Origin of the sequence: Pandoraea bronchicola, assembly GCF_902459805.1 — a bacterium.
GTDB lineage: Bacteria > Pseudomonadota > Gammaproteobacteria > Burkholderiales > Burkholderiaceae > Pandoraea > Pandoraea bronchicola.
In genome coordinates this window covers 154,151-178,997 of sequence record NZ_CABPST010000008.1, presented here as the reverse complement: position 1 = coordinate 178,997, position 24,847 = coordinate 154,151, and the positions used below count along the sequence as shown (strand labels likewise).

Genomic DNA, 24,847 nt, shown 5'->3' with positions numbered 1-24,847 from the left:
GATTGGGAACGATAGCATAGAATCTCGGGGCACTCAGCGCAGCCGCGTTGCCCCAATTGCCTTACCAGCCCGATGACTTCCGACGCCAAGATCGAGCATTACGAGAACTTCCCGGTCGCCAGCATCCTGCTGCCGCGTGAAATGCGCGCGCCGGTCGGTGTGATCTACAACTTCGCACGCACCGCCGACGACATTGCCGACGAGGGCGACGCGACCAACGCCGAGCGCCACGCGGGCCTCGCGGCCTATCAGGCCGAACTCGACAAGATCGCCGCCGGGCAGCCGACATCGCCCGACAAGCCGCTGTTCGCCGCTCTGGCGCGCGTCATTGCCGAGCATCGACTCCCGGTCCAGCCCTTCTCAGACCTGCTCTCGGCGTTCGATCAGGATATCGAGGTCAAGCGTTACGCGACGTTTGCCGAGTTGCGCGACTACACGCGCCGGTCGGCCGATCCGGTCGGCCGCATCATGCTCGGCCTGTTCAAGCTCGACACGCCCGAGAACATTGCGTGCTCGGACGACATCTGCTCTGCCCTGCAACTCATCAACTTCTGGCAGGACGTGGCAGTCGACTGGCGCAAGGCGCGCGTGTACCTGCCTCAGGACGACATGGCCCGCTTCGGCGTTACCGACGCCGACATCGGTGCACAGACGTTCGACGAGCGCTGGCGTGCGCTCATGCGCTACGAGGTCGACTTCGCCCGGCAGATGATGCTGCGCGGCGCGCCGCTCGCCAACCGCGTACCGGGACGCTTCGGGCTGGAACTGTGCTGCGTGGTGCATGGCGGCCTGCGCATTCTCGACATGATCGAAGCCGCCAACTACGACGTCTTCCGCCACCGCCCTCAACTGGGCAAGAGCGATGGACTGCGCGTGTTCCTGCGTGGCCTTTGCATGAAGTTGAGCGGCACGCCGCCCAAGGCGCGCGCCCGTTGACCTGTCCGGTATGTTTCGTGCCAGGCAAAGCTGAAGATAAGGGCGACTCGGCTCAGACGAGGCGTTGGTATGAAGAAGAACCTTCAGGCAACGCGGATTGACTGCGGAAAGGCAAGCGCCGCCGTGCGGTTGTTCGAGTCAGCCCGCGCGACTGGCCGCCGCCTGGGTGGGAAACGGCCTTTCGCGCCCACTGAGAATGGCCCGCGAGCGTCTCGAGGCGGAGTCTCATGAGCGGTCGACCGCCCCGCCCCACAGCGCGCGAATCGCGGCAATGCCCTGCGCACCGGCATCACGAGCCTCCGTTATGGTGCCAAGCGACATTCCCCCCAATGCATAGGCGGGAACTGACGTCAGCGCCGCAAGTTCGCGAAATCGAGCCCAGCCGAGGGGCACTGCGGTGGTGTGGGTCGCTGTGGGAAGGACGGGTGAAATGGTCAGCAGGTCAGCACCAATCTCGCTGGCATGCTTGACCTGGTGCGCGTCATGGCAGGCGGCGGAGACGAGTTGCCCGCGCGGCAAAGGCCGACGCTTGCACGCCATCAAACGTGTGCTCGTGAGGTGGATACCATCAGCCTGGAGTGCCTCGGCCATGGCTATCGGCGCATTGAGCAGCAGCCGCGCATTGTAGCGTCGACAGCTGGTCAGGGACTTCTCGGCCAACCAGGCGTACTGGGCAGACGTCACGGTCTTCGCGCGTAGCTGCACCAAACGGACGCCCGCCCTCAATGCACAGTCCAATTGCGCAATAAAAACGTCCAGCGGTTCGTTTCGTGGCGGTTCGGGCGTGATCAGATAAGTGAGGGGGTATCGAGTGACCTGTTCCATTGACGTCAGCGCCCGGCTCGAGAAGCAAACGCGCTAGCGGCGTTATCGCTCGGAAGATGGGGTATTGGGTCACGATCCGCACGGCAGACACGGTAGGCCACAGGCGCTGCCAATAAGCCGCTTGCCGCAATGTAGATGGCCGGTGCGCTCAGAAGGTCCGTCACGTTGATGAGATAGGCGCACACAACCGGCGCAGTTCCGCCCAAAAGTGCGGTGGCGAATGAGTAAGTGACGGCCATGCCGAAGTCTCCCCAGTTGTGCTTGAACAGGTCGGGAAGAATGACGAAAATCACGCCTCCCATGCAGCCGGTCGTGACGGCAAATGCGGCCTGAACAGCCACCAGTGTGGCGAAATCTCCTTGCTGCAGGACATAGAACAACGGATAGACGCTCCACGCCAACGAAACGATTCCAATGACGGCGAGCCTGGACGCGTCGATGAAGCGTGAGATATAACCTGACGCCACCATTGAGACGAACAGGATCAGCAGCGCCGCGACGTTTGACAAGCGAGCGTCAGCGCTGGATATCCCCAGGTAGGTATGCAAATAGCTTGGCATCCACACGAACAACGAATAGATGGCGATTTCCAGGTACGCAACCAGGATGAAGGCTTGCACCAGCGGCGTTGCCGTGCGCGAGCGAGAAGCGACGGGCATCGGTGGTTTTCGATCCGCTGCGATCGACGAGCGTAAAAAATAGACCAGGACCGACAACGGGATGCAAAGAAGAAACGGCCATCTCCATGTGTCAGGCACATAGCCTGAGATGGGTAAATCCGCCAAGCGCAGCCAATTGGCCACGTACGGCAATGCGAAGATGGTTCCAGACGCCAGCAACATGCCACTAAAACCACTACCGGCAACCAGCGCACAGTACGCGCCTCGATTCCTGTTGCTTACACTCAACGAGACGTAGTAGCCACTTAATGGCGTCTCCCCGCCTGCGCAAAAACCCTGCATGACCTTGAGCAGCAGCAACGCAGCAGTCGCTACATAGCCCGCAGTCTGATACGTGGGCAAAAATGCGATCAGCGATGCCGGAATCGCCATCCCGAGCAAACTCAGTTTCAGCGCCGCTCCCGTACCGCGCCGATTCCCCAGAATGCCAAAGAATATGCTGCCTAAGGGGCGTGCCAGGTAACTGCTCGAGAACACCAGAAAACTGAGCATCAGTGCGTTCTTGTCGCTGGCAGCCGGAAAGAAGAGGCGACCGATTTCCAATGCCATGAACGCGGTGAGCGAGAACTCAAACCATTCGACCGTATTTGCCGTAAATGCAATTTTCAATATTGGATCGAATCTTCGTCGCATAACATGTTTCTCTTGAGAATATGTAAGGCTTGCGTCAGCGCTCCGCCAACGATCTTGTTCCGCAGGGCGGCGCAATGACACTCGACGGTTCTGTCCGATATCCCCATGAATCTGCCGATCTCCTTGTTGGAGTAGCGCTCCGATCCGAGTAGGAATGCGCAAATTTGGGCTTCAGCCGGCAGGGACAGGAAATGGGTTTCGACGCCGAAGAAAACCAGCGATCGCTTGATGGCTTCAAGCGCAGGATAAAAATGCCGGTAAAGCTGGTAAATGCGGATTGGCGGAAGTGTTCGTGTCACGTCGTGACGATAGCTAACGATGCCCAGAACATTCCCGTTGAATCCAAATATCGGGAATTTCGTTGCCTCCTCCATTTGAACGCCCCCATCGCTGTCCATGAAGCGATGCCGTGCGCTTACGGCGGATTTCGTTTCTCGGGCGGCAATATCAAGCATCTCTACCGATCTCGCGTACTGCCTTCCCCACGCCGTTGTGGGAAATGCGAGGTCTTGAATTCTCAGTCCCGTGACGTCCCTCCAATCTTGGAGCCCAAACTGCCTGAGATTGTGAATGTTGTTAATCACGTATCTCCCGGTATCGGATTCTTTCAGGCTTGCTGACACCGGGAAATTCTCTATCAGGCAAATTAGTTTGCTGTCGGATTTCATCATGAGCGCGGCGTGTTTGATCGATCTCGAAATAAGTCACATTCCTATACGCACCTAACCTCGGTGGTTGGCACGGATGCTCACATGAAACGACCGAGAAATAATTGCGCTTGCGTCGCGGCGCAGTCGATATGGCTGCGCGATTACGGTGCGACTTGCAACGTGTGCTGAGGGCACAACGAGCCGCAACGAGTTTCGACCTTCGTGACCTGCACCGCGATGCCCAGCGCCTCCCCGCCCCCGGGAATCGTTCACCGTCAACACCGGAAATGGAGTTCTCATGTCGAGACAAGAGCGCTACGGAAACGTCGTGAATTGGGCGAAAAAAATCAGAAACGGCCCAGGCAAAGGCAACGCTGGCCACCGGATTGAAGTGATACGCCCACCTGGTCAATTGGCATTCTCGGGATTTGCCGTATGGCAATGTGCGAAGGGCGCCTTTGTCATAAATGCGCCGGAAACCAACGGCAGGCTGATATTTGGAAATCCCAAGCGACACTCCCGCATTGCTCGCTATTCCGATTTTGCGTCGGCATGGGAGTGTGCATTGAGAGTCGGCCCGCATGGCCTGGTAATTTATGCGGAACCTCATGGAACCGTGTTCGTCGTTGGTTAGGGATGGGGTTCAAAACGCCCGCGAAGCCAGCCAGTCAGGGTCCGGCTCCCGAATGACGATATGCGCATGAATGCGCTCGCACTCGGCCACAGCGCCCGAGAAGACGGAAAGCAGGTCTTCCATGCCGAAGCCGGCGTTGCATGCGAGCCAGACTCCGCATCGTTCGTGCCGCATCGACTCTGCCTTAGTCACTCGGCGCGACAAAACGAGTCCTGAACGCCCCCTGGCTGTGCCAAGTCGTGCTGCGGTGCATCGCCGCCTGGACCTCGGCACGCCGTGGCACCACCGATTCCCTCGTTTCTGGCGCTTCTCTACCCTCCACGGCTGCCCTAACGTGACGGGATCGTGCGTTCCGCGTGTCGCGAAACGCTCATCCGCGACCACCGGGAGCCTGTGAGCGTGAACCTGCCAGCCAGTCTGCTACGCCTTGCCTCGAATCGTGCCGCTGTGCGATCCCACGCCGGTGTGCTCTTCGCCATCGTCGTCGTGGCGTGGGGCGTGAACTGGCCGGTGAGCAAGGCGTTGCTTGCGCATGTCTCGCCATGGTGGAGCGCGGCGCTGCGCTCGCTCGTCGGCATGATGACGCTTTTCGTCATCTGTGCCCTCACCCGGCGTCTGGTGCTCCCGCGCAGGGGTGACCTGCCCGTCATCCTGAGCGTCGGGCTGCTCCACATGACGGCGTTCTCCCTGCTCGTCGCCCTGAGTCTCCAATACGTCAGCGCCGGACGCTCCGCCGTACTCGCCTACACCACGCCCCTATGGGTGATGCCCGCCGCGCGCGTGTGGCTGGGCGAAGCACTCACGCCGCGACGTCTGCTCGGACTGGCGTGCGGCTTGCTCGGTCTGGCGGCAATGTTCAACCCGCTCGCGTTCGACTGGCACAACCACGACGCCGTATTGGGCAATGCGCTGGTGCTGGCGGCTGCCTTTGTCTGGGCAGTGGCTATCGTCCACATGCGGGCACACCGCTGGGTCAACGGTCCTTTCGAACTCAGCCCCTGGCAATTACTGCTCGCCAGCGGGGTGATGTGCACGCTCGCGCTCGTAGTCGATGGCACGCCGCGCATCACCGGCTGGGGCGGGTTTTCAGGATTGCTGGCCTATGGCGGGATCATGGGCGGGGGCATCGCCTACTGGCTCGCCGGAATGGTCACGCGCCAGTTGCCGGCGGGCGTCACGTCCCTCGGGCTGCTCGGCGTGCCGGTGGTCGGCACGCTCGCCTCGGCGCTCGTCCTGCGCGAGTCGCTAGGATGGGACGTCTGGGTTGCGCTCGCCCTGATCGTGGGCGGCATCGCCCTTGGCACGGTGCCGGGCACTGCGACGTCATGCCGCACGGATAACACCGCCTGAGCGCCTGCGCGCTTGACCCATCGCAAGAACCGTTCACCTGGCAGATGCCAGACTGCCATCTCGCGTGCGCGGAGCCGTCCTGACGCATTCGCGCGAGCGAGCCAACTTCGACGAACGGAACTGACATGAACGAGCAATGGTTGACGCTGGCCGGCCGCCGGCTGGTGCCGGTGGTGCAAGGCGGCATGGGAATCGGCATCTCCGCGCACCGGCTGGCGGGCACGGTGGCGCGGCACAACGGCGTGGGCACGATCGCGAGCATCGATCTGCGTCATCATCACCCCGACCTGCTCGCCCAAGTCGAAGGCACGCGCGACAAAGCGGCCATCGAAGCCGTCAATCTGATCGCGCTCGATCGCGAAGTCCGCGCCGCCAAGGCCATTGCCGACGGTAACGGGCTCGTGGCGGTCAACGTCATGAAAGCCGTGAGCGCGCATGCGTCGCTGGTGCGGCAGGCTTGCGAGAGCGGCGCCGACGCCATTGTCATGGGTGCGGGACTTCCGCTCGATTTGCCCGAACTCACGGCCGCGCATCCGCACGTCGCGCTCATTCCGATTCTGTCGGACTCACGCGGCGTGAACCTCGTGCTGCGCAAGTGGATGAAAAAGGGGCGCCTGCCCGACGCTATCGTGATCGAACATCCGGCCCATGCGGGCGGGCATCTTGGCGCATCGCGCATCGATGATCTGGGCGACGCGCGCTTCTCGTTCGAACGCGTACTCACGGAATGCCGCGAAATCTATGCCGCGCTCGGCATCGACTGGGCCAGTGTGCCGCTGATCCTGGCCGGCGGCATCCATCGTCATGAGCAGGTGCGGCATTGGCTCGGCAAGGGCGCGGCCGGCGTGCAGTTGGGAACGGCGTTTGCGGTCACCGAAGAATCGGATGCGCACCCGGCCTTCAAGGAAGTGCTCGCTCGCGCGCGCCCGGAAGACATTGCCGAATTCACCAGCGTGGCCGGATTGCCCGCGCGTGCGGTGCTCACACCGTGGCTCAAGAAATACCTGTCGCGTGAGACGGCCCTTCAGGCGAAGGCGAAAGTGCGGGAATGTCTGGAAGGGTTCGACTGCTTGCAGGCTTGTGGGCTTCGTGATGGCGTGGCGCGCATCGGGCAGTTCTGTATCGATCTGAAACTCGCTCAGGCCGTGCGTGGCGACGTGGCGCGCGGACTCTTCTTCCGCGGCCGCGACCCGTTGCCGTTCGGGGAGCGCATTCGCCCCGTGGCCGAGCTCATGCGTTATCTGCTCACGGGCGAACGGCCGGACGAGGCAAGCGCGGCGACGGCGGCGTAGTTCGGCTCACTTTGCCGGCGGTACGGATGGAGCACTGGCCGTAGCGTCCGGCGATGGGCTCGACGATGCGTCCGCCGCGCTGCGGCCGTCGGGTTGGCTCGCGCCGCCCGATTCGGCTCGCGCCGCGATCCGCCGGTCGAAAAACGCGGCAAGTGCCGGGTCGTTCACCTTGAGATCGAACTGAAGATCGTCGACGGCGTTGAAATAGCCATCGCACAAATCGGCCTTCTCGGCCTCGGTCGCTTGATCGTCGATGCTACGCGAGTAAACGACGAACTGACGCTCAACCAGCATGGGCAACTGCGTGCGCAACAGGTCGTCGAAACGTTGACGTGCCAGACTGTCGGTGTAGGTGGCCTGCAATTCGGCACGCACACGCCGGCCTTCGGCGAGATAGTCGCGGTGACGCGCCTGCCACGCACGCAACGCTGCATTGCCGCGTGCCCGGGTCGACTCGCCGTAGAGACCGCACTTCTGCACAAGCCGCTCCAGCACCAGCCCCACCCCTTCGGGCGACGCAATCGCCGCGCCCATCAGTTCGGCCTCATTCTTGTATTGCGGCGGCTGCGCGAGCGCCATCGCTGTCCACACGACACCCGCGCCTGCCAATACACAGGCGGCCAGGCGTCGCAATGCTTCGCCACGTAGGATCATCACCAGCTCGAAGGGATGGCGCGCTCGGACAGCCACGCTCTCGGAGATATCGCATCGGCCACGACGTCGATGGCTGCATCTTAGCCGATGTGCGGCCGGGACGTGCCGCAGCCGTGAGACGCCGTCTGCGAGCAGACGAACATCAGCGGGACATCAAACGGACGTCGCGGCCGGGCACGCCTCCGGCCCGAGCTTCGCGACCATATAGCGCACGAAGTCCTCGAGCTTCGACGAGACATAGCGTCCGGCCAGATGCACGAGATGCATTGGCTCACTCAGTTGCGCGTCGGCTTCGAGCACGCGCACCAGCCGTCCGGCGTCCACTTCGGGCGCAAGCAGATACTCCGGCAGCACCACAATGCCCATGCCGTGTACCGCCGCCTGCAACTGGGCGAGGGGATTGTGAGCGATGAGCCGGGCGTCGCGAACCGCACCGCCAGCCGCCCCCGTTTCGGCGAACAGCCAGCGATCCAGCACGTCGTCATAGCGAAATCCCAGACAATCGTGCCCTGCCAGATCGACAGGTTGCCGGGGCACCCCGCGCCGCGCCAGATAGCCCGGTGATGCGCATGCCACACGCCTCACCCCGCGCAAGGTATGCGCCACAAGCCCCGGCTCGGGATTCCCGCCCGCCTGAAAGGCCGCGTGAATCCCCTCCTCCTCAAGATCGACAGCACGGTCCTTGAGCGCGAGATCGAGTGCGACGTCCGGGTGCGATTGCAGATACTCGGCAAAGATCGGCATGAGCAGATGCGAGCCCACAGTCGTCGGCGCGCTCACGCGAAGCTGACCGACGGGGCGTGACATCGCGCTCGACATCGACGCACCCGCAGGTCCGGCGTCGCCCAATGCATCGGCGTTCTCGACCCTGGCCAGCACTTCCGCACACTCGGTGAAATAGCGCTGCCCCAGCTCCGTGGGCACCTGACGACGTCCACTACGCCGCAGCAGAGGCTGCCCGAGACGCGCCTCGAGCGCCTGCACGTGACGTGCCGCCGTGACGGCCGACATGGCGCACGCCGCCGCGCCGGCTGACAGGCTGCCGGCACGCACGACGTGCACAAACACCTCCATGCATTTGAGGCGATCCATGATCAGTCGCGCAGCTTCGCCCGCTCGATGGACATGTGCGTCGGCATCATGTTGACGTTGGCGTTATGCATCACCCAGAGCGAACCCGCGACGATGATCGCGATCAGCCCCGCCGTACACAGGAAGATGGCCGAGTTCTGACGCTGGCTGCGCTGTGCGCCGATGTGCAGGAAGTACACGAGTTGCACGACCAGTTGCGCCACGCATAGCACAACGATGGTCACCAACCCCATTCCCGCCGGCACCAGCTTGAGCATGACCGCGCCGAACGAGGCGAACGTCAGCACCAGCGAGAGAAAGAAGCCGATGACGTAATCGCGCAGGTGACTTTGCGAGGCATACGCCGCGTGGTCGTGGACTTGAGCGCTCGTCATACGAACTCCCGCAGATAGACGAAGGTGAAGACACAGATCCAGACGAGGTCCAGAAAGTGCCAGAACAGGCTGAGGCATTGCAGACGGCGGCGCACCACGGCGTCGAAGCCGAAGCGGCCGATCTGGTGGATCATCACGACGAGCCACAACAAACCGCAGGTCACATGCAGGCCGTGCGTGCCCACGAGCGTGAAGAACGCCGACAGGAATGCACTGCGCCCCGGACCCGCGCCCTCGTGGAGCAACGCCGAGAATTCATAGACTTCCATCGAGACGAACGCCGCACCGAGCGCGAACGTCACCCACAGCCAGCGCTGGACGATGGCCTCGTTGCCCGGGCGCATCGACAGCGACGCGAGTCCGAACGTGAAGCTCGAGAGCAATAGCAGCATGGTCTCGCCGAGCACGAATGGCAGCTCGAACAGCTCGCGGCCAGTCGGCCCGCCGGCCGTGTTCTGCACGAGCACGCCGAACGTGGCGAACAGCACGCAGAAGATGAGACAGTCGCTCATCAGGTAGATCCAGAAACCGAGCGTCGTCGTGACACCGGTGTCGTGATGACCGTGAGCGTGGTCGTTGGACGGCGCCTTGGCGCCGTGCCCGTGAGTGGAATGAACGGATGCCGAGGACATCAGGCGGCCTTTTGCAGGGATTGACGCGCAGGAAGCGCTGCACGCAGGTCGGCAAAGCGGGCGTTTTCGATACGCTCCACTTCAGCCGCCGGCACGTAGTAATCGACGTCGCGGTCGTAGGTACGCCACAGGAAGACGGCGAGCGTGGCGACGAGGCTCGCACCGGCCAGCCACCAGATGTGCCACACCAGCGCGAAGCACATGACCCCGCTGAAGACAGAGACGAGGAAGCCGGTGCCGGTGTTGCGCGGCATATGAATGTCTTCGTAGTGCTTGGGCTCTCGCCACGCGAGGCCGCGCGCTTTGTCGTCCCAGTGCTGCTCGAGCGAGTCGATGTGCGGCACGTGCGCGAAGTTGTAGAACGGCGCAGGCGACGACGTTGCCCATTCCAGGCTGCGCGCGTCCCACGGGTCGCCCGTCAGGTCACGGTTGGCGTTGCGATCGCGAATGCTCACGACGAGTTGCACGACGAACGACAGAATGCCCAGCCCGATCACTGCCGCGCCCACGGCGGCCACGATCAGATACGGCTGCCAGTCGGCCTGTACGTAGTGGTTCATGCGGCGCGTCATGCCCTTGAAGCCCAGCACGTACAGCGGCATGAAGGCCAGATAGAAGCCCACCAGCCAGCAGGTGAACGAGATCTTGCCCCAGCGCTCGTTGAGCGTGAAGCCGAACACTTTCGGGAACCAGAACGTGATGCCCGCGAGGCACCCGAACACCACACCGCCGATGATGACGTTGTGGAAGTGCGCCACGAGGAACAGCGAGTTGTGCAGCACGAAGTCGGCGCCCGGCACGGCGAGCAGCACGCCGGTCATGCCGCCAATGGCGAACGTCACCATGAAACCGATGGTCCAGAGCGTGGACGAGTGATAGCGAATGCGGCCCTGGTACATGGTGAACAGCCAGTTGAACAGCTTCACACCGGTCGGGATCGAGATGATGGTGGTCATGATCCCGAAGAACGCATTGACATTCGCCCCGGAGCCCATGGTGAAGAAGTGGTGCAACCACACGAAGAACGACAGAATGCCGATCGACGAAGTGGCGTAGACCATGGACGTGTAGCCGAACAGGGGCTTGCGCGAGAAGGTGGCGATGATCTCGGAGAACGCACCGAACGCCGGCAGGATCAGGATGTACACCTCGGGATGACCCCAGATCCAGATGAGGTTCACGTACATCATGGCGTTGCCGCCCAGTTCGTTCGTGAAGAAGTGCATGCCCAGATAGCGGTCGGCGGTGAGCAGCGCGAGCGTGGCGGTCAGCACCGGGAACACGGCGACGATGAGGATGTTGGTGATCAGCGCCGTCCAGGTGAACACAGGCATCTTCATCAGGTTCATGCCCGGCGCACGCATGCGCAGGATGGTGACGATGAAGTTGATGCCGGTCAGCGTTGTGCCGAGCCCCGATATCTGTAGCGACCAGATGTAGTAGTCGACGCCGACGGTCGGGCTGTACCCCAGTTCAGACAGCGGCGGATACGCGACCCAGCCGGTGGCGGCAAAATCGCCCACGAACATGGACATCATGACCAGCACGGCGCCCATGGCGGAGAGCCAGAACGACAGGGAGTTCACGAACGGGAAGGCCACGTCGCGTGCGCCGATCTGCAACGGCACGATCACGTTCATCAGGCCAAGCACGAGCGGCGTGGCCACGAAGAAGATCATGATGACGCCGTGCGCCGTGAAGATCTGATCGTAGTGATGGGGCGGCAGGTAGCCCGCCTCGCCGCCCGCGGCGACGGCCTGTTGCGCGCGCATCATGATGGCGTCGGCAAAGCCGCGCAACATCATGATCAGCGCGAGCACGATGTACATGACGCCAATGCGCTTATGGTCGACGGAGGTGATCCACTCTTTCCAGAGGTAGCCCCACTTCCGGTAGTACGTAATGGCGCCCAAAAGCGCCGCGCCACCCATCAGCACCACGACAAGCGTGCCCATGATGATGGGCTCGTGCAGCGGAATGGCGTCGAGATCGAGTTTTCCGAACATGACTTACTCCGTGAGCGCGCGCTGGGCAGCAGTTTGTACACCGGCCTCGCGCTCGGGACGCTGCGCGAGAAGCGCGCGGCGGTCCAGTTGGCCGTCCACGCGGCAATTGGCGGCGGCGATGATGTCGTCGATGGCATTGCCAGTGACACGCATGCCTTGTGAGGTGCCGTCCATCGGGCCCATGTATTTGCCGACGACGGCGTCGAACAGGCCCGGCATGACGTTGGCATAGATCGGCACGGGCGCACCGGTACCCGGCTGTTCGAGCTTGACGTAGGTCGGTGCGTCAAGCGTGTCGGGCACAGCCTGCGCTTCCTTGACCCACTTGTCGAAGTCGCCGCGCGAGGTCACATGCGCGTTGAAGTGCATGTCGGAGAAGCCCGCCCCGCTATAGGCAGACGACATGCCGGCATAGGTGCCGGTCTCGTTGGCGATCAGATGCAACTTCGTCTCCATACCCGACATGGCATAGACCATGCTGCCCAGTTGCGGGATGAAGAAGGCATTCATCAACGATTCGGCCGTGAGCTTGAACTCGACGGGCGTATCGACCGGCAACACGAGTTTGTTGACGGTGGCGACGTGATAGTCCGGGTAGATGAAGAGCCACTTCCAGTTGAGCGCCACGACTTCCACTCGCACAGGCGGCTTGCCTGACGCGACAGGCTCAATGGGACGGTAGGGATCGAGCTTGTGAGTCGTCTCCCAGATCATCACGGCAAGCGAGACGACGATGATGACGGGGATGGTCCACACGACGACTTCGATCTTCGTCGAGTGCGCCCATTTGGGCGAGTAGGTCGCCGCAGTGTTGGTTTCGCGGTAGCGCCAGAAAAACACGAGCGTAAGCACGATCACCGGGACCACCACGAGCAACATGACGCCCAGAGCGATCAGGATCAGTTGCTTTTCCTGCTCACCAACACTGCCCTTCGGGTCGAGCAACTCCAGCGTGCAGCCGCTCATGGGCACCACCGCCATCGCCGCAGCGACCCGCGCACACCACATGTGCCAGCGCGCGCCAGGTGTCGTGTCTGCCCCTCCCCTCGGGATGGGCGAGACGTTATGCATGGACATTTTAAGCCTCTATGTATGGATACACAATTTGCGTGACGAATGCTACGCATACGCATATTCCATACATCGCGACATAATGACGCAGGCTGGAACCCCCTCTTGTTCGCTTTGTTGTTGGGCTTTTGTTCGATTCGTTGTTGGGCTTTTGTTTGCTTTGTTGTTGCCCTTTTTGGGGCCCTATGCCGGCTGACCGAAAACCATCGCTTTTACCACCCGTCCGGTACTTACCCCCTCAGTGACGCCAGACCGGAGACCCCTTCCGCCACTCAGACAATGACCCAACTCGCAGCAGAAGGGGTCCCCGGTCCGGCCTGCAACGTCCTAGTTCTCCCCCCCCTTTCGATCTAATGTCCCCGCTCCTCAGAATCGCCACGTCGCAGACACCGAACCCGCCACGTCCGCATTGCCCGCCCTATAGACGTTGCTCGACACCGCCGCCCCCAACACAATGCGCCGCGCCATTCGATACGACACCCCAGCCTGCAACCCAAGACTGTCTCGACCCACCACCTCACTCCGCGTCGTGAAGCTCGCCCCCGGATACCCCGCAAAGTACGCGCTCTGCGTCACCACGCCCCCCGTCAACTCATGATTCCACGTGGCCTGCAAATTCGCCGTCAATACGTTGCCAGATATCATCGGCAACTCGAAACGCACCTCCCCACCCAGACGACTGCGCAACGAATTGAACGTCTTGCCATCGACGTGCAATCTCGAACCGTCGGCATTCCCCTCCGTAAGGCTCGGACGATACAAGGCCGTGTAGTCAAGCGCCGCGACCGGCCCCGCACTCATCGCGCCACCCAATTGCCATCGCCAACCACCTCCGACGGTGGCCGACGCCGTCGCCCCCGTCCACGTCCCTCGCGGCGCAGCCGAATAACCGTTCACGGAAATCGTGCGATCAACTCGCCCATCCTCCACACCCATCCGCACCGACGCAAACGCATGCGGCCCGGCACTCAGATCCAGCGCATAGCGCGCATGCACGCCAACATCCAACGCTGTGGTCTTTCCCGAGCCAGGCGTCTGACCGTCCAGACGCGTCGACTGGCCGCTGACCGCTCCATGCACACCCAATGTCCAGTCGCGCCCCTCGCCCGCCACCCTCTCAACGCCGAACACAACACCGTAGGTGTTGCCGCTCGCCCCCGCCATGTCACCGTCGCGACCACGCCAGTATCCACTGCCGAACGGCATCGCAAACACACGCCAGTTGCCCCTGAGCGCCCCGTCCCCAGCGCGCTTCGCACCATCGGCACCCACCGCGGCGGCCACCATGTCAGTCACCTGACGCTCCCGCAGCAAACCACCCGTGAACATCGCTCCATACGCCGCCGGGGTGAGCTGCGGCAACGCCTTGGCAATGCCACTGCCGTCGAGCGCCGAAAAGTCGAGCGCCGCGACAAGGGGCTGAAGGTCCGCGCCCGCAACACCCGCAATCTTGTCGAGTGCCGATCCCACCCGCTGACTGTTGCCGTCCACACCGTACCGGGAATAGGCGTTCGCCGCGCGCGCAACGCTCACGCGATATGTGTTGTCGCCCAGCGACGTGGCACTGGCGACAAGCGTCGGTGACGTCAGCAGCGCCGTTACGCTGGCAAACGCTCCCGTGATGCTCGACGCATTGAGCCACTGGCTCGATGTGACGTTGAATCCGGTCGCGTACCAACCGCGTTGCGGCGCAATGGCAAGCGTGCCGTCAAGGGTGGCGTTGCCCGAAACGATCAGCCTGCTGAAGGTGCCGTCGCCCGAAAGCAAGGAGAGCAAGCGGCCGGTGCTCGTTTGCGTGTAGTCCCCCGCCACACTGATGAATCCGCCCGCCAATGACGGCGCGACTGTGCCCGCGTTGACGAAGCTGCCGGCCGGATTCAGCGTGTAACGGCTGTTGCCAGTGAGCGTCGCGCCATTCGCGACGGCCACGTCGTACACGGTGTGATCGCCATTGAGTTCGGTCGTGCCGCCCTGCACGGCCAGCGACAGGTTCCCGCCGGCAATGTTGCCGTCGAACCGCAGATTGAACGCGGGGTCTGCCTGCGTCGTCGCGAGCCCGTTAGCGTCGGGGGTCAGGCCGAAGGAAAGCTGGGTCAGTCGCAGCGCCCCACTGCTGTCGCGCTGCGAGTAGAACGACAGAATGTCGCCGTAGAGCGCCGCGCCGCGCATGATGTTGATCTGCCCGACGTAGCCGCTCTCCGACATGTACAGGGACGCATAACGGCCTGCGAGCCGGCCGGTAATGTCGGCGCGCGTGACGAGCGGGCCGTCAAGTTCATCGAGCAGTGGCTGCGCCACACCAGCGATGACTCGCTGGTAGATGTACGAGCCACGGTAGTCGCTGGCATCGCCCAAGGCGTTGTGGCCAAAGTCGAAGCTCGCCGCAATGCCGTTGACACCCAGCGCCTGGACATCGCCTCGCTGCACGAAGCTATGGTTCTTGCCGTAGGTGAACATGACGCCGCGACCATTGGCGCCATCTGCATAGACGCGCGTACCCGGCAGCACCGTCACGTTGTTCGCTTCACCATCCACCCGGATACCAGCGCCGCCAGCACCGATGGTCAGCAGGTCTGCACGCTGCGAAATCGTGTTCCCGCTGCCATAGATGTGCAGCCCAAGACCCTGCGTCGCCGTGTTGTAGGTATTGGGCACATAGGCCGTGCCGTCCGCGTTCCGGCCGAAGTATGGGTTGTCGTTGATATCCGTCACCCCATTGCCGTAGTACGAGCGGCCGAAGAAGTTGCGCCGGTCAATGTTGTAACCGATGTCCTGCAGCGCCGCGAGTTCAGCTTCCATGAAAGCCGTGTAGTTGCGGTACGACTGATGGCTCATCAGGCTGTTCTTCAACTCGATGTGCGACATGATCGGCCTATCGTAGTCGCCTTCGGTCATCGCGCGCACCGGAATGCCCTTCATGTCGCTGCCGGCCAGCACCTCCTTCACATGGTCGCCGGTAAAGTAGCCTTTATCGGTGCGAATATCGAACGCATCCGGGTCGGATAAGCTGGCGTTCTCCACCGTAAGGATCAGTTGCCCGGGTCTCGCAGCATTGCCGTTGTCGTCGCGCAAATGCGCGGACCAGTCGTCGAGCACGCTGCCGAATGCCTCGTACGGCTGGCCGAGCCCGTTCGTGCCCGATACCAGGTTCGCCCCGACACCCAGCGCATGTGCGACCTCGTGGAACATCACGGCAGGCAAATCGACCTTCGCGTCGAGCGGCACTTGCGACGGCGTGTACGGCATCGTCGAAAAGTCCATCTTGCCGATGGTGATCTCGCCGTGCGCGCCAGCGTAGCTCGCGCTGGCGAGCGGGTTGTTCTGCAGCGCCGCCTGCACGAGCGTCGGATTTTCGGTACCAGTGGCCTGTGAGTCCCCAGCGCGGTATACGTATGGACTGTACGCGTGCGCACCGTTGTCGTCATTCATGCCGACATTGATGATCGCCGGCGATCGACCCGGCGTCGCCTTGATGATTTCCGCCCAGTAGCGCAATGCCCCCTCGGTCTGCGCTTTCTGCAATGCCGAGAGCGTACCCTTCGAAAGCTCCTCCGTGGTTCCGTCGATGGCGTAGGCATAGGCTGGATCCGTGGGCGAAAAAAACCTCGCCCGAATAAACGGGGTGCCATTGACGTCATCGATGTCGAGCGTGGAAATCGCTTCTGCGGGCGACGTCATCATGCACAGCGCCGCGAACGCGACACCAGTCATACGAATCGTGCTCATTCAGTACTCCGTATCCATAATTGACTTCTGTAATGCTTTGTAATGCGAAGCGAATGATACGGAGTGAGCCGCGGGTCGTCACTGCGATTAATACGGGGGGTTTGAAGAAAAACGGCGCAAACCTTTGCCACACAAAGACTTTTTTCGAACCCACCTCCTCCGGCTCTCGAAAATTCAGCCCGACTTGTATTAATCACAGTTTCGCCAGCGCTGGCCGACGACGATACTTCATTCACCGACTGACGCAACCCAGCGGCAGCCGAAACCCGAAACGTTCCAGGAGAAACACCATGCCCGCCATCATCACCTACGGTTTTCCCGCCCTGCTCGGCCTTGTCGGCGTCATCGCGCCGATCTTCGGCTGAATCACCTCCCAACCTGATCAGAACCCGGGGAACGACATCATGAGCCACCTCTACGACTTCATCGACAGCCTGCTGACCAACGACGCCTGCGTCGAGACCGGTATGCACTGCGCCATGACCATCGGCCACTTCTTCGGCTACTGATCCACAACACGGTCACCGACTTCGTTCATCCAGGAGAAACAATATGTCCGCCGTCCTTTTTCGCGTCGCCACGGAACTGTTTGAGAAATTCGGTCATCTTCTGCCGCTGAACCTCTGAATCACTCTGATCGCCAGGAAGCCGAAATGGACCGCCCGGAGCGGTCCTTTCTCTTTGCGCCGCTCGATGAAATCACGGTGCCGAATCCCCGTCTCGTCTATGTGGCACGAAAGGAAATTTCGTCGTCCGCCGATTTTTTAGTAGGATTTCGGGATTCACTTACAAAAAAACGGGGCCAGAGGGATGTCATCTCCCACGAAAGTTTTCTGCATCGAAGACGACCATGATTCGGCAGACCTGATTCGCGAGGATCTGACGGATCGGGGCTACGTGGTCAAAGTGGCGCACGACTTTACGACCGCACTGGCGACGCTCGCGTCGTTCATGCCGGATGTCATCCTGTGCGACGTCAACGTGCCGGGCATGACGGGCTTCGAGTTTCTGGAAAGCGCGCGCAGCATCATTCAGGGCGAGCGCAAGATCCCCTTCATCTTCCTGACGGGCAACGCCGACAAGGAATCGATCATGCGCGGGCACAGTACTGGCGCCGACGAGTACATGCTCAAGCCAGTCGATTTCGACGTGCTCGACACCGTCATCCGCAAGTACACCGAGCACGACGAAATGCCCGATGGCACGCCGCTGCCGTTCGGCCTGACGAAGCGGGAAGTGGAAGTGCTGCAATGGTCGGCGCGCGGCAAAACGTCCGCCGAAATCTCGATCATTCTCGATCTGGGCAAACGCACGGTGGACTTTCATATCGATAACGCCCGCGAAAAGCTCAACGTCGCCACGCGCACCGAAGCCGTGGTACGGGCCGCGCTGCTCAACATCATCCAGCTTTGATCGCCTCAGATTCCCTTTCCGCGACAGATCGCCCGCATGGCTAAAGCGTCTTCTTCACACAACAAGCAACTCCCGATCCGGCGCAGGATGTATCTGCTGGTCGCCCTCTGCCTCATCGCCATGGTTGCGGTCGGCGTTGTGGTGCATCGCGAAGTCGATACGTCGCAGCGCCGCGCGATCGAGGCCGAGCGCACGCAGATCGAAAATCTCAGCGTGCTCGAGGAACTCAACGATTACATCTCGGACTTCCGCACCGTTGAATCCGAAGCCCTCGCGCCAATGTCGCCCAAGGCGCTTGCAGATATCCGCGCCGCCGCCGCCGAGTTCGACGGCAAGATCAAAGCGGCCGCCGAGCGCTATCAGAAGCTGCTCGTGCACGACGAATTCCGTCTGGCTTTCTCGAAATTCCAGACGCAATGGGCCCAATACCGGCGCGCCTCGAGTCAGGTATTTCAACTCGCCCAAAACGGCAAGCTCAACGATGCCGCCAGGCTCTATCGCGGCGAGTCGAACAATAAGTACACACAAGCGAACAGCACCTTCGGCTCGCTGGTGTTTCGCAGTACCGAAGCCCTGATCAAGGAAGTCGAGGCCAAGAACAAGGCGGCCCGCAACCGTCTGTTTCAGATCGACGGCCTGATCGCCGCGATGATCCTCGTGACCTTGCTCTGCCTGATCTACGTGGACGCGGTCATCCTCAGACCGCTCACACGCCTGATCCAGCTATCCGGCAGCGCCGTATCGGGTAAGGAAAAGCTGCGCCTGCCCTGGCTCTCGCGCGGCGACGAAGTCGGCATGCTCTCGCGCTCGCTCGCCAAGTTTCAGGAGAGCACGTCGTCGCTTGTGCGCAACCAGAAACTCGCGACCGCCAAGAACACTATCCTGCAACGCGCGTTGGCTAACGAGGAACGCCTCAACAATTTCCAGAAGACCTTCCGGTCGATGGCTACGCACGAGTTCCGTACGCTGCTCAATGTGATCGACGGACACGCGCAGCGCCTGCTGAGCCCGCGTAACGAGGAAGCGGATTCGAGCCCGCGTTATACGAAGATTCGCGAGGCCGTCGCCAAGCTCAACCATTTGATCCAGAACTGGCTGGATGCCGCGCAAAGCGCCTCGCTCGACGATCCGAAGTTCGGCAAGCGCGCCGAGTTGTCCCTCGTCGCCCTGCTCGAAGATGTGCGCGGCGTCGGCTCGGACATGTTCCCGAACGCCACCATTACCGTGCAGGCGGCGCAAGGCCTCGACAGTCGCATGATCGGTGACAGCAACGTGCTTTTCCACGCCTTCATCAACCTGATCAGCAACGCCACCAAGTACACGATGGTGGCGCCCGCCATCGATATCGGCGTATCGGATGCCGGTGAAGCCTTACGTGTCGTACTGCGCGACAACGGCACGGGTATTCCGGAAGACGAACTCAAGGAGATCTTCCAGATGTCGTTCCGTTCGCGCAGCAACGCTGTGCTGGAGGACGGCTCCGGCGTGGGCCTCGCGGTGGTGCACGCCGCCATCGAATTCCATAAGGGCACGATCGACGTGACGAGTCAGGTCGGCGTCGGCACCACGTTCACGATCACGCTGCCAAAAATGCCGCACACGGGCGAGGCCGCCGCCTGAGACTTTCGCGCCAACCACGACGGAATGAAGAACAGGCCGGCAATGCCGGCCTGTCTGCTTCCCCCCCTCGGCACAACGCCGCCCGGTTCAGGCGGGTGGCGTGACGTCCGAGACGTTGCCCGCACCGCCCAACGCTTTGTAGAGCGCCATACGATTATTCAGCCGGTTCAGCCGCACCCGCGCGTCTGCGGCCTGCGCGTCGCGCAAACTCTTCTGCTGATCCAGCCAGGGCTGAATATCGATGGCGCCGGCCAGATAGCGCGAGCGCAAAAGCGCTTCCGCTCGCTGTGCCTGCGCCAGCGACAGCACTCGCTGCTCCCCTTCTTTCGTCAGTTGGTCACGCGCCGAGAGCGCATTCTCCACTTCGCTCAGCGCCGTGAAGAGGCTCTTGCGGAAGTTCACGGCAGCTTCGTCAAATTGTGTCTGCGACACCTTGATCTGCAACTGCATGGTATTCCACTGGATGAACGGCAGCGCCAGTCCAAGTCCCAACGTCCCTAAGGGATTGGCCAGCACACGTTCGAGCGACGAACTCGACGTGCCGAGCGTTCCGGTGAGCGTAAACGTCGGGTAGAAGCTCGTGCGCGCAACGTCGACATCGGCGAGCATCCCTCGCAGCCGCAGTTCCGCGGCGCGCAAATCCGGTCGCCGGCCCAGCAACTCGGCGGGCAGCCCGGGCGGCACATCGGGCAAGGCCTGCGTGGGTAACGCCGACGGCTCTGCGGCGGCCTGCTGCGGCGGCCGGTCAAACAGGATCGCCAGCGCATTACGGTTTTCGGTGCGCTGTTGCAATTGCTGCGTGAGTGCCGCACGCTGATCGGACAACGCCTGCTCGGCTTGCGCCACGTCCAGCGCCGAGACGGCGCCGGCGGCGTAGCGAGAACGCACCAACGCCAGCACGCGCTCGCTGTACGCGATATTGCTCTCGGCGTAGGCGATCACCTGATTGAGATAACCAATCTGCCAGTAGTACTGCGCCGTCAGGCCGATCACCGCCAGACGCGCCGTTTCGCGGTCAGCCTCGGTGGCTTCGAACACCCAGCGGGCGGAATCTCGTTGCGCGGCAAGTTTTCCCCACAAATCGAGCTCATAGCTTGCCGTCGCCGTCAGACCGCTGCCCCTCGTCATGACCTGATTGTCCAACCGGCGCGACACGCTCCCCTGGCCTTGCACCGTCACGCCGGGGGTGAGATTGGTATCCGCCAGACCGGCTTGCAACTGCGCACGATACGCGCGGATACCCGCTGCAGCGAGGTCATTGTTGACGGCCAGAGCGTCGGCAATCAGGCGGTCGAGCACAGGGTCGCCGAACGCACGCCAGAACTCTGGCGCTATCGCGCTGCTCGGGGCAGCAGGCGCCGCAGCAGACGCCACGGGCGCCCCGGTCCACTGCGCCGGCACAGGCACGGCCGGCAACGGTTCGTGGCGCGCACCTGCGCACCCCGCCAGCAACATGGCCACACTCGCTAGTGCGATGACGGTACGGGTCAACCTCGGCATACGGCTAGTGGAAATCATTCGGGTCATCAGGCAGTACCTCAATCGCGTGCGAGCGCTTCGACCGGATCCAACCGCGCCGCATTGCGCGCAGGCATGAAGCCGAACACGACGCCAATGAGCGTCGAACACAGGAAAGCCGTTACAACAGAGCCCATCGAAAACACCATTTTCCATTTGGCGACGAACAGCGAGAAGATGAAGCTCGCCCCGAAGGACAAGGCAATACCGATGGCGCCGCCCATCAGGCACACCATCACCGCCTCGACGAGGAACTGCTGCATGATGTCGCTCTGCCGTGCCCCCACCGCCATGCGGATGCCGATCTCCCGTGTGCGCTCGGTGACCGACACGATCATGATGTTCATCACGCCAATCCCGCCCACGACAAGCGAAATCACTGCGATCAGCGAGAGCAGCAACGTGAGCGACTGGCTCGTCTTCTCAACCGTCTTCACGACACTGTCCATGTTGTAGGTGAAGAAGTCCTTGCGCCCGTGACGCTGCGTCATGAGCGACTCCAGACTCTTCTCGGCCGCTTTGCTCGGCTGCCCCTCTCGCACCCGCACGGTAATGCTGTCGACGTTGCGCTGACCGAACAACCGGCCAGCCGCCGTGGTGTACGGCACCCAGATGTTCAGACTCTTCATGTCGCCAAAGGCGCTCTTCTTCTCGGCCGTCACGCCAATTACCACGCACGGCAGGTTGCCCACGAAGATCACCTCGCCCAGCGGATTCGGATTCGAGCCGAACAGCTTGCGGCGCGTGTTCTGGTCAATCACTGCGACCTGTGCCTGACGGCGCACTTCGTCCGGCCCGAAGGCAATGCCTTGCGCGATCTTCATGCCGCGCACCTGAAAGAAGTGCTCGCCCACGCCCGTCACCGTCGCACTGGCATCGATATTGCGATAACGAAGCAGCAGGCTGCGCGCCGTCTCGGGCGTGGCGCTGTCGACATAGACCTGCTCGGACAATGCACTCACGTCTTCCGGCACCAGCGTCTGAATGGTGGTGGCGCGATTGTCACCCCAGTCCTTGCCGGGATAGATGTTGATCGTGTTCGTGCCGATGCTGCCGATCTCCGCCAGCATGTACCGCTTCGCGCCTTCGCCAATGGCCACGATCGAGACGACCGACGTGATACCGATGATGATCCCGAGCATCGTCAGGAACGTGCGAAGACGGTGCGACACCAGCGCGATCCACGCCATGCGGAACGCTTCGGCAAACCGGTCGATGCCCCCCGTCCAGCGACGCGGCGCCAACGCACCGCCATGACGGGCGTCTGCGGCGGCGGGGCCGGTCGAGGGGGCGAGGGGTGCGGCCAGCGCCTCGGATGTCATCCCCTCACCGGCGGCGGTGGCCGACGCTGCGTCCGGGGTATCGTCCACCGGCGCATTCGGCCGGTCGGCCACGACTTCGCCGTCGCGAATCTCGATGATGCGACGGGCATGTGCGGCAACGCTCTCGTCGTGGGTCACGATGATGACCGTGTGCCCCAGCGCGTTGAGTTCCTTCAGAATGCGGATGACTTCCCTGCCGCTGCGGGTATCGAGTGCGCCGGTCGGCTCGTCGGCCAGAATGACTTCGCCGCCGTTCATCAGCGCGCGCGCAATACTCACACGCTGCTGCTGACCGCCCGACAACTGGCTCGGCCGATGGCCGGTGCGGTCCGCGAGCCCCAGCCGCTCGAGCAACTGCACCGAGCGCGCGCGACGCGCCGCATGGGGCGTGCCGGTGTAGACCGCCGGCATCTCGACATTGGCGGCAGCGTCCAGATGCGGCAGCAGGTGGTAGCGCTGAAAGATGAAACCGAAGTGTTCGCGACGCAACTGCGCCAGCGCATCGGGATCGAGATCGCGGGTCTCGCGTCCTGCCACGCGATAGCTGCCCTCGCTCGGGTGATCGAGACACCCGAGAATGTTCATCAGCGTCGACTTGCCCGAGCCCGACGCGCCCATGATGGCAACGATCTCGCCCGCCTCGATGGTGAGATTCACATCGTGCAGCACGACAACATCGCGATCGCCCGCCGGAAAACGCCGGGTGATGCCTGTCAGCTCGAGCATGGGGTGCGGGCTGGCGGTCAAGGAAGATTGGGCGATGGCGCTCGACATACTGGACGTCCTTTACTGACCTGCATTGGCCGAAGCATCGGCAGCCGATGTGGATTCACCCGCCTCGCCGATCACGACGCGCTCGCCGTCCGCGAGCCCTTCACGCACCTCGACTTGCACGTTGTTGTTCAGACCGGTGACGACCTGACGCGTCGCCGCATTGCCGTCGCCGCCCAAGACTCGCACCTCATAGCGGTCGGCCCCGACCTTCTTCCCGAGCGCCGCCACGGGAATGCTCAGCGCCTGTTTGGCGGTACCAAGCAATACGTTCACCTGCGCCGTCATCGAAATGCGCAGACGGTGATCGGGGTTCGGCACGTCGAACAACGCGTTGTAGAACACGGCCGTGTTGTTGCGCGTGGCGCCGCCGCCGAGCGCGCTCTGCGTGTCGAGGAAGTTCTGCGGGGCGGGTTCGATCGCGCGCAGCTTGCCGTAATAGCGTTTGTCGGGATCGCCGAGGATCGTGAAATACGCCGTCTGCCCGGGGGCGACGCGAATGACGTCGGCCTCCGAGACCTGTGCCTTCACGGTAATCGTGTCCAGATCGGCGAGCTTCAGAATGACCGGCGCCTGTTGCTGCGCGATCACGGTCTGGCCTTCCTGCGTAACAATGGCGACGACCTCACCGTCGATCGGGGCGTCGATGCGCGTGTAACCCACATTCGCTCTGGCCGATTCGATGGCCACCCCCGCCTTGCGCAGCTGGGCATCAAGGCCCGCGAGCGTGGCGCGCTGCGTGTCGAGCGCGGCCTGTGCCGATTCGAAGTCCTGACGCGAGGTCGAATTATCGGGCAGCATCTGCTGCTGGCGCGCAAACGCCAGTTCCGCCTGCTTGAGCTGCGCGGCGGTGGAACGCTTTTGCGCCTGAAGGTTCTGCTCGTCGGCCTCGGCCTGACGCAGGCTGTTCTGCGCCAGCACCGGGTCGATCTGCGCAAGCCATTGCCCCTTCTTCACCTTGTCGCCGAGCTTGACCTTGAGCGACTTCAACTGCCCCGAAACCTGTGCGCCGACGTCGACCTGCTGGAACGCCTGAAGCGTGCCGGTAGCGAGGACGGTATTTTCGAGATCGCTGCGCCCGACCTTGGCGCTGATGTACTGCGGCGGCTTGGGGGTCGCCAGGCTGCGCAGACCGAGCGCCACGAGAACGGCTAGCACAACAAGGCTGGCGACAAGATAACGTCGGCGGCGAATGAACTGGATCATGGAACGAAGTGGGCGATCAAAGAAGCACGTCGAAAGAAGCGCTGCGCAAATCCGTTACCGCTGGCTGGCGGGTCCGCCGATAGAACGCTCGACTGGCAGGATCACCGCCCCGAGGCACCGTTCGGAGCACAAAAGGTTGAGAGTTTAAGGTGTTTGGCGGCTGTGGAGACCCTCCGCGCCACCATCCGCAGCAAAGACAGGCCGCCAACGACGACAACGAACAGGCTGTGCACCTGAAACAGCGTGCGCATCAATGCGTGCCGACAAAAGGAAAAACGGCCACGAGACCCGCGAGTATACGGGAGAGCAGACCAGGAACGTAGGGCATGACGGACTCCTTGATGTGTTGGAAAGGCGACTGGCGCCTATCGTCCGACGCGCGGGAGGCTTGTCTGTGCGCGTCGTTTCGTTGGAAGGAGTGTCGCACCGACCTGCGCGCTTG

The 24,847-nt window shown here is 62.4% G+C and carries 20 protein-coding genes; 6 read left to right on the top strand and 14 right to left on the bottom strand.

All coding sequences use genetic code 11. The features are described from left to right. The first annotated feature begins 72 nt into the window (after nucleotides 1-72). Nucleotides 73-936, top strand: a complete 864-nt coding sequence (gene hpnC, locus PBR20603_RS15925) for a squalene synthase HpnC (protein ID WP_150560483.1) — start codon at nucleotides 73-75, stop codon at nucleotides 934-936. Between the two features lie 225 nt (nucleotides 937-1,161). On the opposite strand, the gene PBR20603_RS15920 is transcribed toward hpnC, so the two are convergent. The 3 genes from PBR20603_RS15920 to PBR20603_RS15910 are packed head-to-tail and all read right to left on the bottom strand — an operon-like array spanning nucleotide 1,162 to nucleotide 3,529. Beyond that, a complete protein-coding gene (locus PBR20603_RS15920; RefSeq protein WP_150560482.1) occupies nucleotides 1,162-1,761 on the bottom strand; it encodes a thiamine phosphate synthase in 600 nt (199 codons plus the stop codon). A gap of 5 nt (nucleotides 1,762-1,766) precedes the next feature. Then, complete coding sequence (locus PBR20603_RS15915; RefSeq protein WP_246174748.1) at nucleotides 1,767-3,050, bottom strand: MFS transporter; 1,284 nt, start codon at nucleotides 3,048-3,050, stop codon at nucleotides 1,767-1,769. Then, nucleotides 3,047-3,529, bottom strand: coding sequence for a helix-turn-helix transcriptional regulator (locus tag PBR20603_RS15910; protein WP_246174747.1), 483 nt, complete (start codon nucleotides 3,527-3,529; stop codon nucleotides 3,047-3,049). The genes PBR20603_RS15915 and PBR20603_RS15910 overlap by 4 nt, the downstream gene beginning before the upstream one ends. A gap of 493 nt (nucleotides 3,530-4,022) precedes the next feature. Between PBR20603_RS15910 and PBR20603_RS15905 the strand changes: the two genes are divergently transcribed. Continuing rightward, nucleotides 4,023-4,358 (top strand): hypothetical protein, encoded by a 336-nt coding sequence (locus tag PBR20603_RS15905; RefSeq protein WP_150560481.1) that lies wholly within the window; start codon nucleotides 4,023-4,025, stop codon nucleotides 4,356-4,358. A gap of 9 nt (nucleotides 4,359-4,367) precedes the next feature. On the opposite strand, the gene PBR20603_RS24180 is transcribed toward PBR20603_RS15905, so the two are convergent. Continuing rightward, nucleotides 4,368-4,532, bottom strand: coding sequence for a hypothetical protein (locus PBR20603_RS24180; RefSeq protein ID WP_174977944.1), 165 nt, complete (start codon nucleotides 4,530-4,532; stop codon nucleotides 4,368-4,370). A 225-nt stretch (nucleotides 4,533-4,757) separates the two neighbouring features. On the opposite strand from PBR20603_RS24180, the gene PBR20603_RS15900 reads away from it, so the two are divergent. Next, nucleotides 4,758-5,708 carry a DMT family transporter gene (locus PBR20603_RS15900; RefSeq protein WP_246174746.1) on the top strand — a complete coding sequence of 317 codons (951 nt, stop codon included), beginning with the start codon at nucleotides 4,758-4,760 and terminating at the stop codon, nucleotides 5,706-5,708. Nucleotides 5,709-5,833: 125 nt separating this feature from the next. Further along, nucleotides 5,834-7,000: an NAD(P)H-dependent flavin oxidoreductase gene (locus PBR20603_RS15895; RefSeq protein WP_150560480.1), complete on the top strand. Its 1,167-nt coding sequence runs from the start codon at nucleotides 5,834-5,836 to the stop codon at nucleotides 6,998-7,000. 6 nt (nucleotides 7,001-7,006) lie between these two features. On the opposite strand, the gene PBR20603_RS15890 is transcribed toward PBR20603_RS15895, so the two are convergent. The 7 genes from PBR20603_RS15890 to PBR20603_RS15860 all read right to left on the bottom strand — a co-directional run bounded on the left by PBR20603_RS15890 (nucleotide 7,007) and on the right by PBR20603_RS15860 (nucleotide 16,555). Further along, entirely contained in the window at nucleotides 7,007-7,654 is a 648-nt protein-coding gene (locus PBR20603_RS15890) for a hypothetical protein (RefSeq protein ID WP_150560479.1), read from the bottom strand. A 153-nt stretch (nucleotides 7,655-7,807) separates the two neighbouring features. Continuing rightward, the gene (locus tag PBR20603_RS15885; protein ID WP_150560478.1) at nucleotides 7,808-8,746 is read right to left on the bottom strand and encodes a LysR family transcriptional regulator; all 939 of its coding nucleotides are present in this window, start codon (nucleotides 8,744-8,746) and stop codon (nucleotides 7,808-7,810) included. Nucleotides 8,747-8,748: 2 nt separating this feature from the next. Then, nucleotides 8,749-9,120 carry a cytochrome o ubiquinol oxidase subunit IV gene (gene cyoD, locus PBR20603_RS15880; RefSeq protein ID WP_150560477.1) on the bottom strand — a complete coding sequence of 124 codons (372 nt, stop codon included), beginning with the start codon at nucleotides 9,118-9,120 and terminating at the stop codon, nucleotides 8,749-8,751. Next, on the bottom strand, nucleotides 9,117-9,752 hold the full coding sequence (gene cyoC, locus PBR20603_RS15875) for a cytochrome o ubiquinol oxidase subunit III (protein ID WP_150560476.1): 636 nt from the start codon (nucleotides 9,750-9,752) through the stop codon (nucleotides 9,117-9,119). Before cyoC ends, cyoD begins: the two co-directional genes overlap by 4 nt. Then, nucleotides 9,752-11,758 (bottom strand): cytochrome o ubiquinol oxidase subunit I, encoded by a 2,007-nt coding sequence (gene cyoB / locus PBR20603_RS15870; RefSeq protein ID WP_150560475.1) that lies wholly within the window; start codon nucleotides 11,756-11,758, stop codon nucleotides 9,752-9,754. The genes cyoC and cyoB overlap by 1 nt, the downstream gene beginning before the upstream one ends. A 3-nt stretch (nucleotides 11,759-11,761) precedes the next feature. Continuing rightward, nucleotides 11,762-12,766, bottom strand: coding sequence for a ubiquinol oxidase subunit II (cyoA, locus tag PBR20603_RS15865; protein WP_150560533.1), 1,005 nt, complete (start codon nucleotides 12,764-12,766; stop codon nucleotides 11,762-11,764). Nucleotides 12,767-13,195: 429 nt separating this feature from the next. Continuing rightward, nucleotides 13,196-16,555: an autotransporter outer membrane beta-barrel domain-containing protein gene (locus tag PBR20603_RS15860; protein ID WP_150560474.1), complete on the bottom strand. Its 3,360-nt coding sequence runs from the start codon at nucleotides 16,553-16,555 to the stop codon at nucleotides 13,196-13,198. An 810-nt stretch (nucleotides 16,556-17,365) separates the two neighbouring features. Here PBR20603_RS15860 and PBR20603_RS15855 point away from each other — a divergent pair. After that, nucleotides 17,366-17,968, top strand: a complete 603-nt coding sequence (locus tag PBR20603_RS15855) for a response regulator transcription factor (protein ID WP_150560473.1) — start codon at nucleotides 17,366-17,368, stop codon at nucleotides 17,966-17,968. Between the two features lie 36 nt (nucleotides 17,969-18,004). Next, nucleotides 18,005-19,588 (top strand): sensor histidine kinase, encoded by a 1,584-nt coding sequence (locus PBR20603_RS15850; protein ID WP_150560472.1) that lies wholly within the window; start codon nucleotides 18,005-18,007, stop codon nucleotides 19,586-19,588. Nucleotides 19,589-19,675: 87 nt separating this feature from the next. On the opposite strand, the gene PBR20603_RS15845 is transcribed toward PBR20603_RS15850, so the two are convergent. From PBR20603_RS15845 to macA, 3 genes are read right to left on the bottom strand one after another with little or no spacing between them, the layout of a single operon-like run. After that, nucleotides 19,676-21,115, bottom strand: coding sequence for an efflux transporter outer membrane subunit (locus tag PBR20603_RS15845; protein WP_484549331.1), 1,440 nt, complete (start codon nucleotides 21,113-21,115; stop codon nucleotides 19,676-19,678). Between the two features lie 11 nt (nucleotides 21,116-21,126). Then, complete coding sequence (locus PBR20603_RS15840; protein WP_150560471.1) at nucleotides 21,127-23,202, bottom strand: MacB family efflux pump subunit; 2,076 nt, start codon at nucleotides 23,200-23,202, stop codon at nucleotides 21,127-21,129. A 12-nt stretch (nucleotides 23,203-23,214) separates the two neighbouring features. Continuing rightward, nucleotides 23,215-24,405 carry a macrolide transporter subunit MacA gene (macA, locus tag PBR20603_RS15835; RefSeq protein ID WP_150560470.1) on the bottom strand — a complete coding sequence of 397 codons (1,191 nt, stop codon included), beginning with the start codon at nucleotides 24,403-24,405 and terminating at the stop codon, nucleotides 23,215-23,217. Nucleotides 24,406-24,847 lie beyond the last annotated feature (442 nt).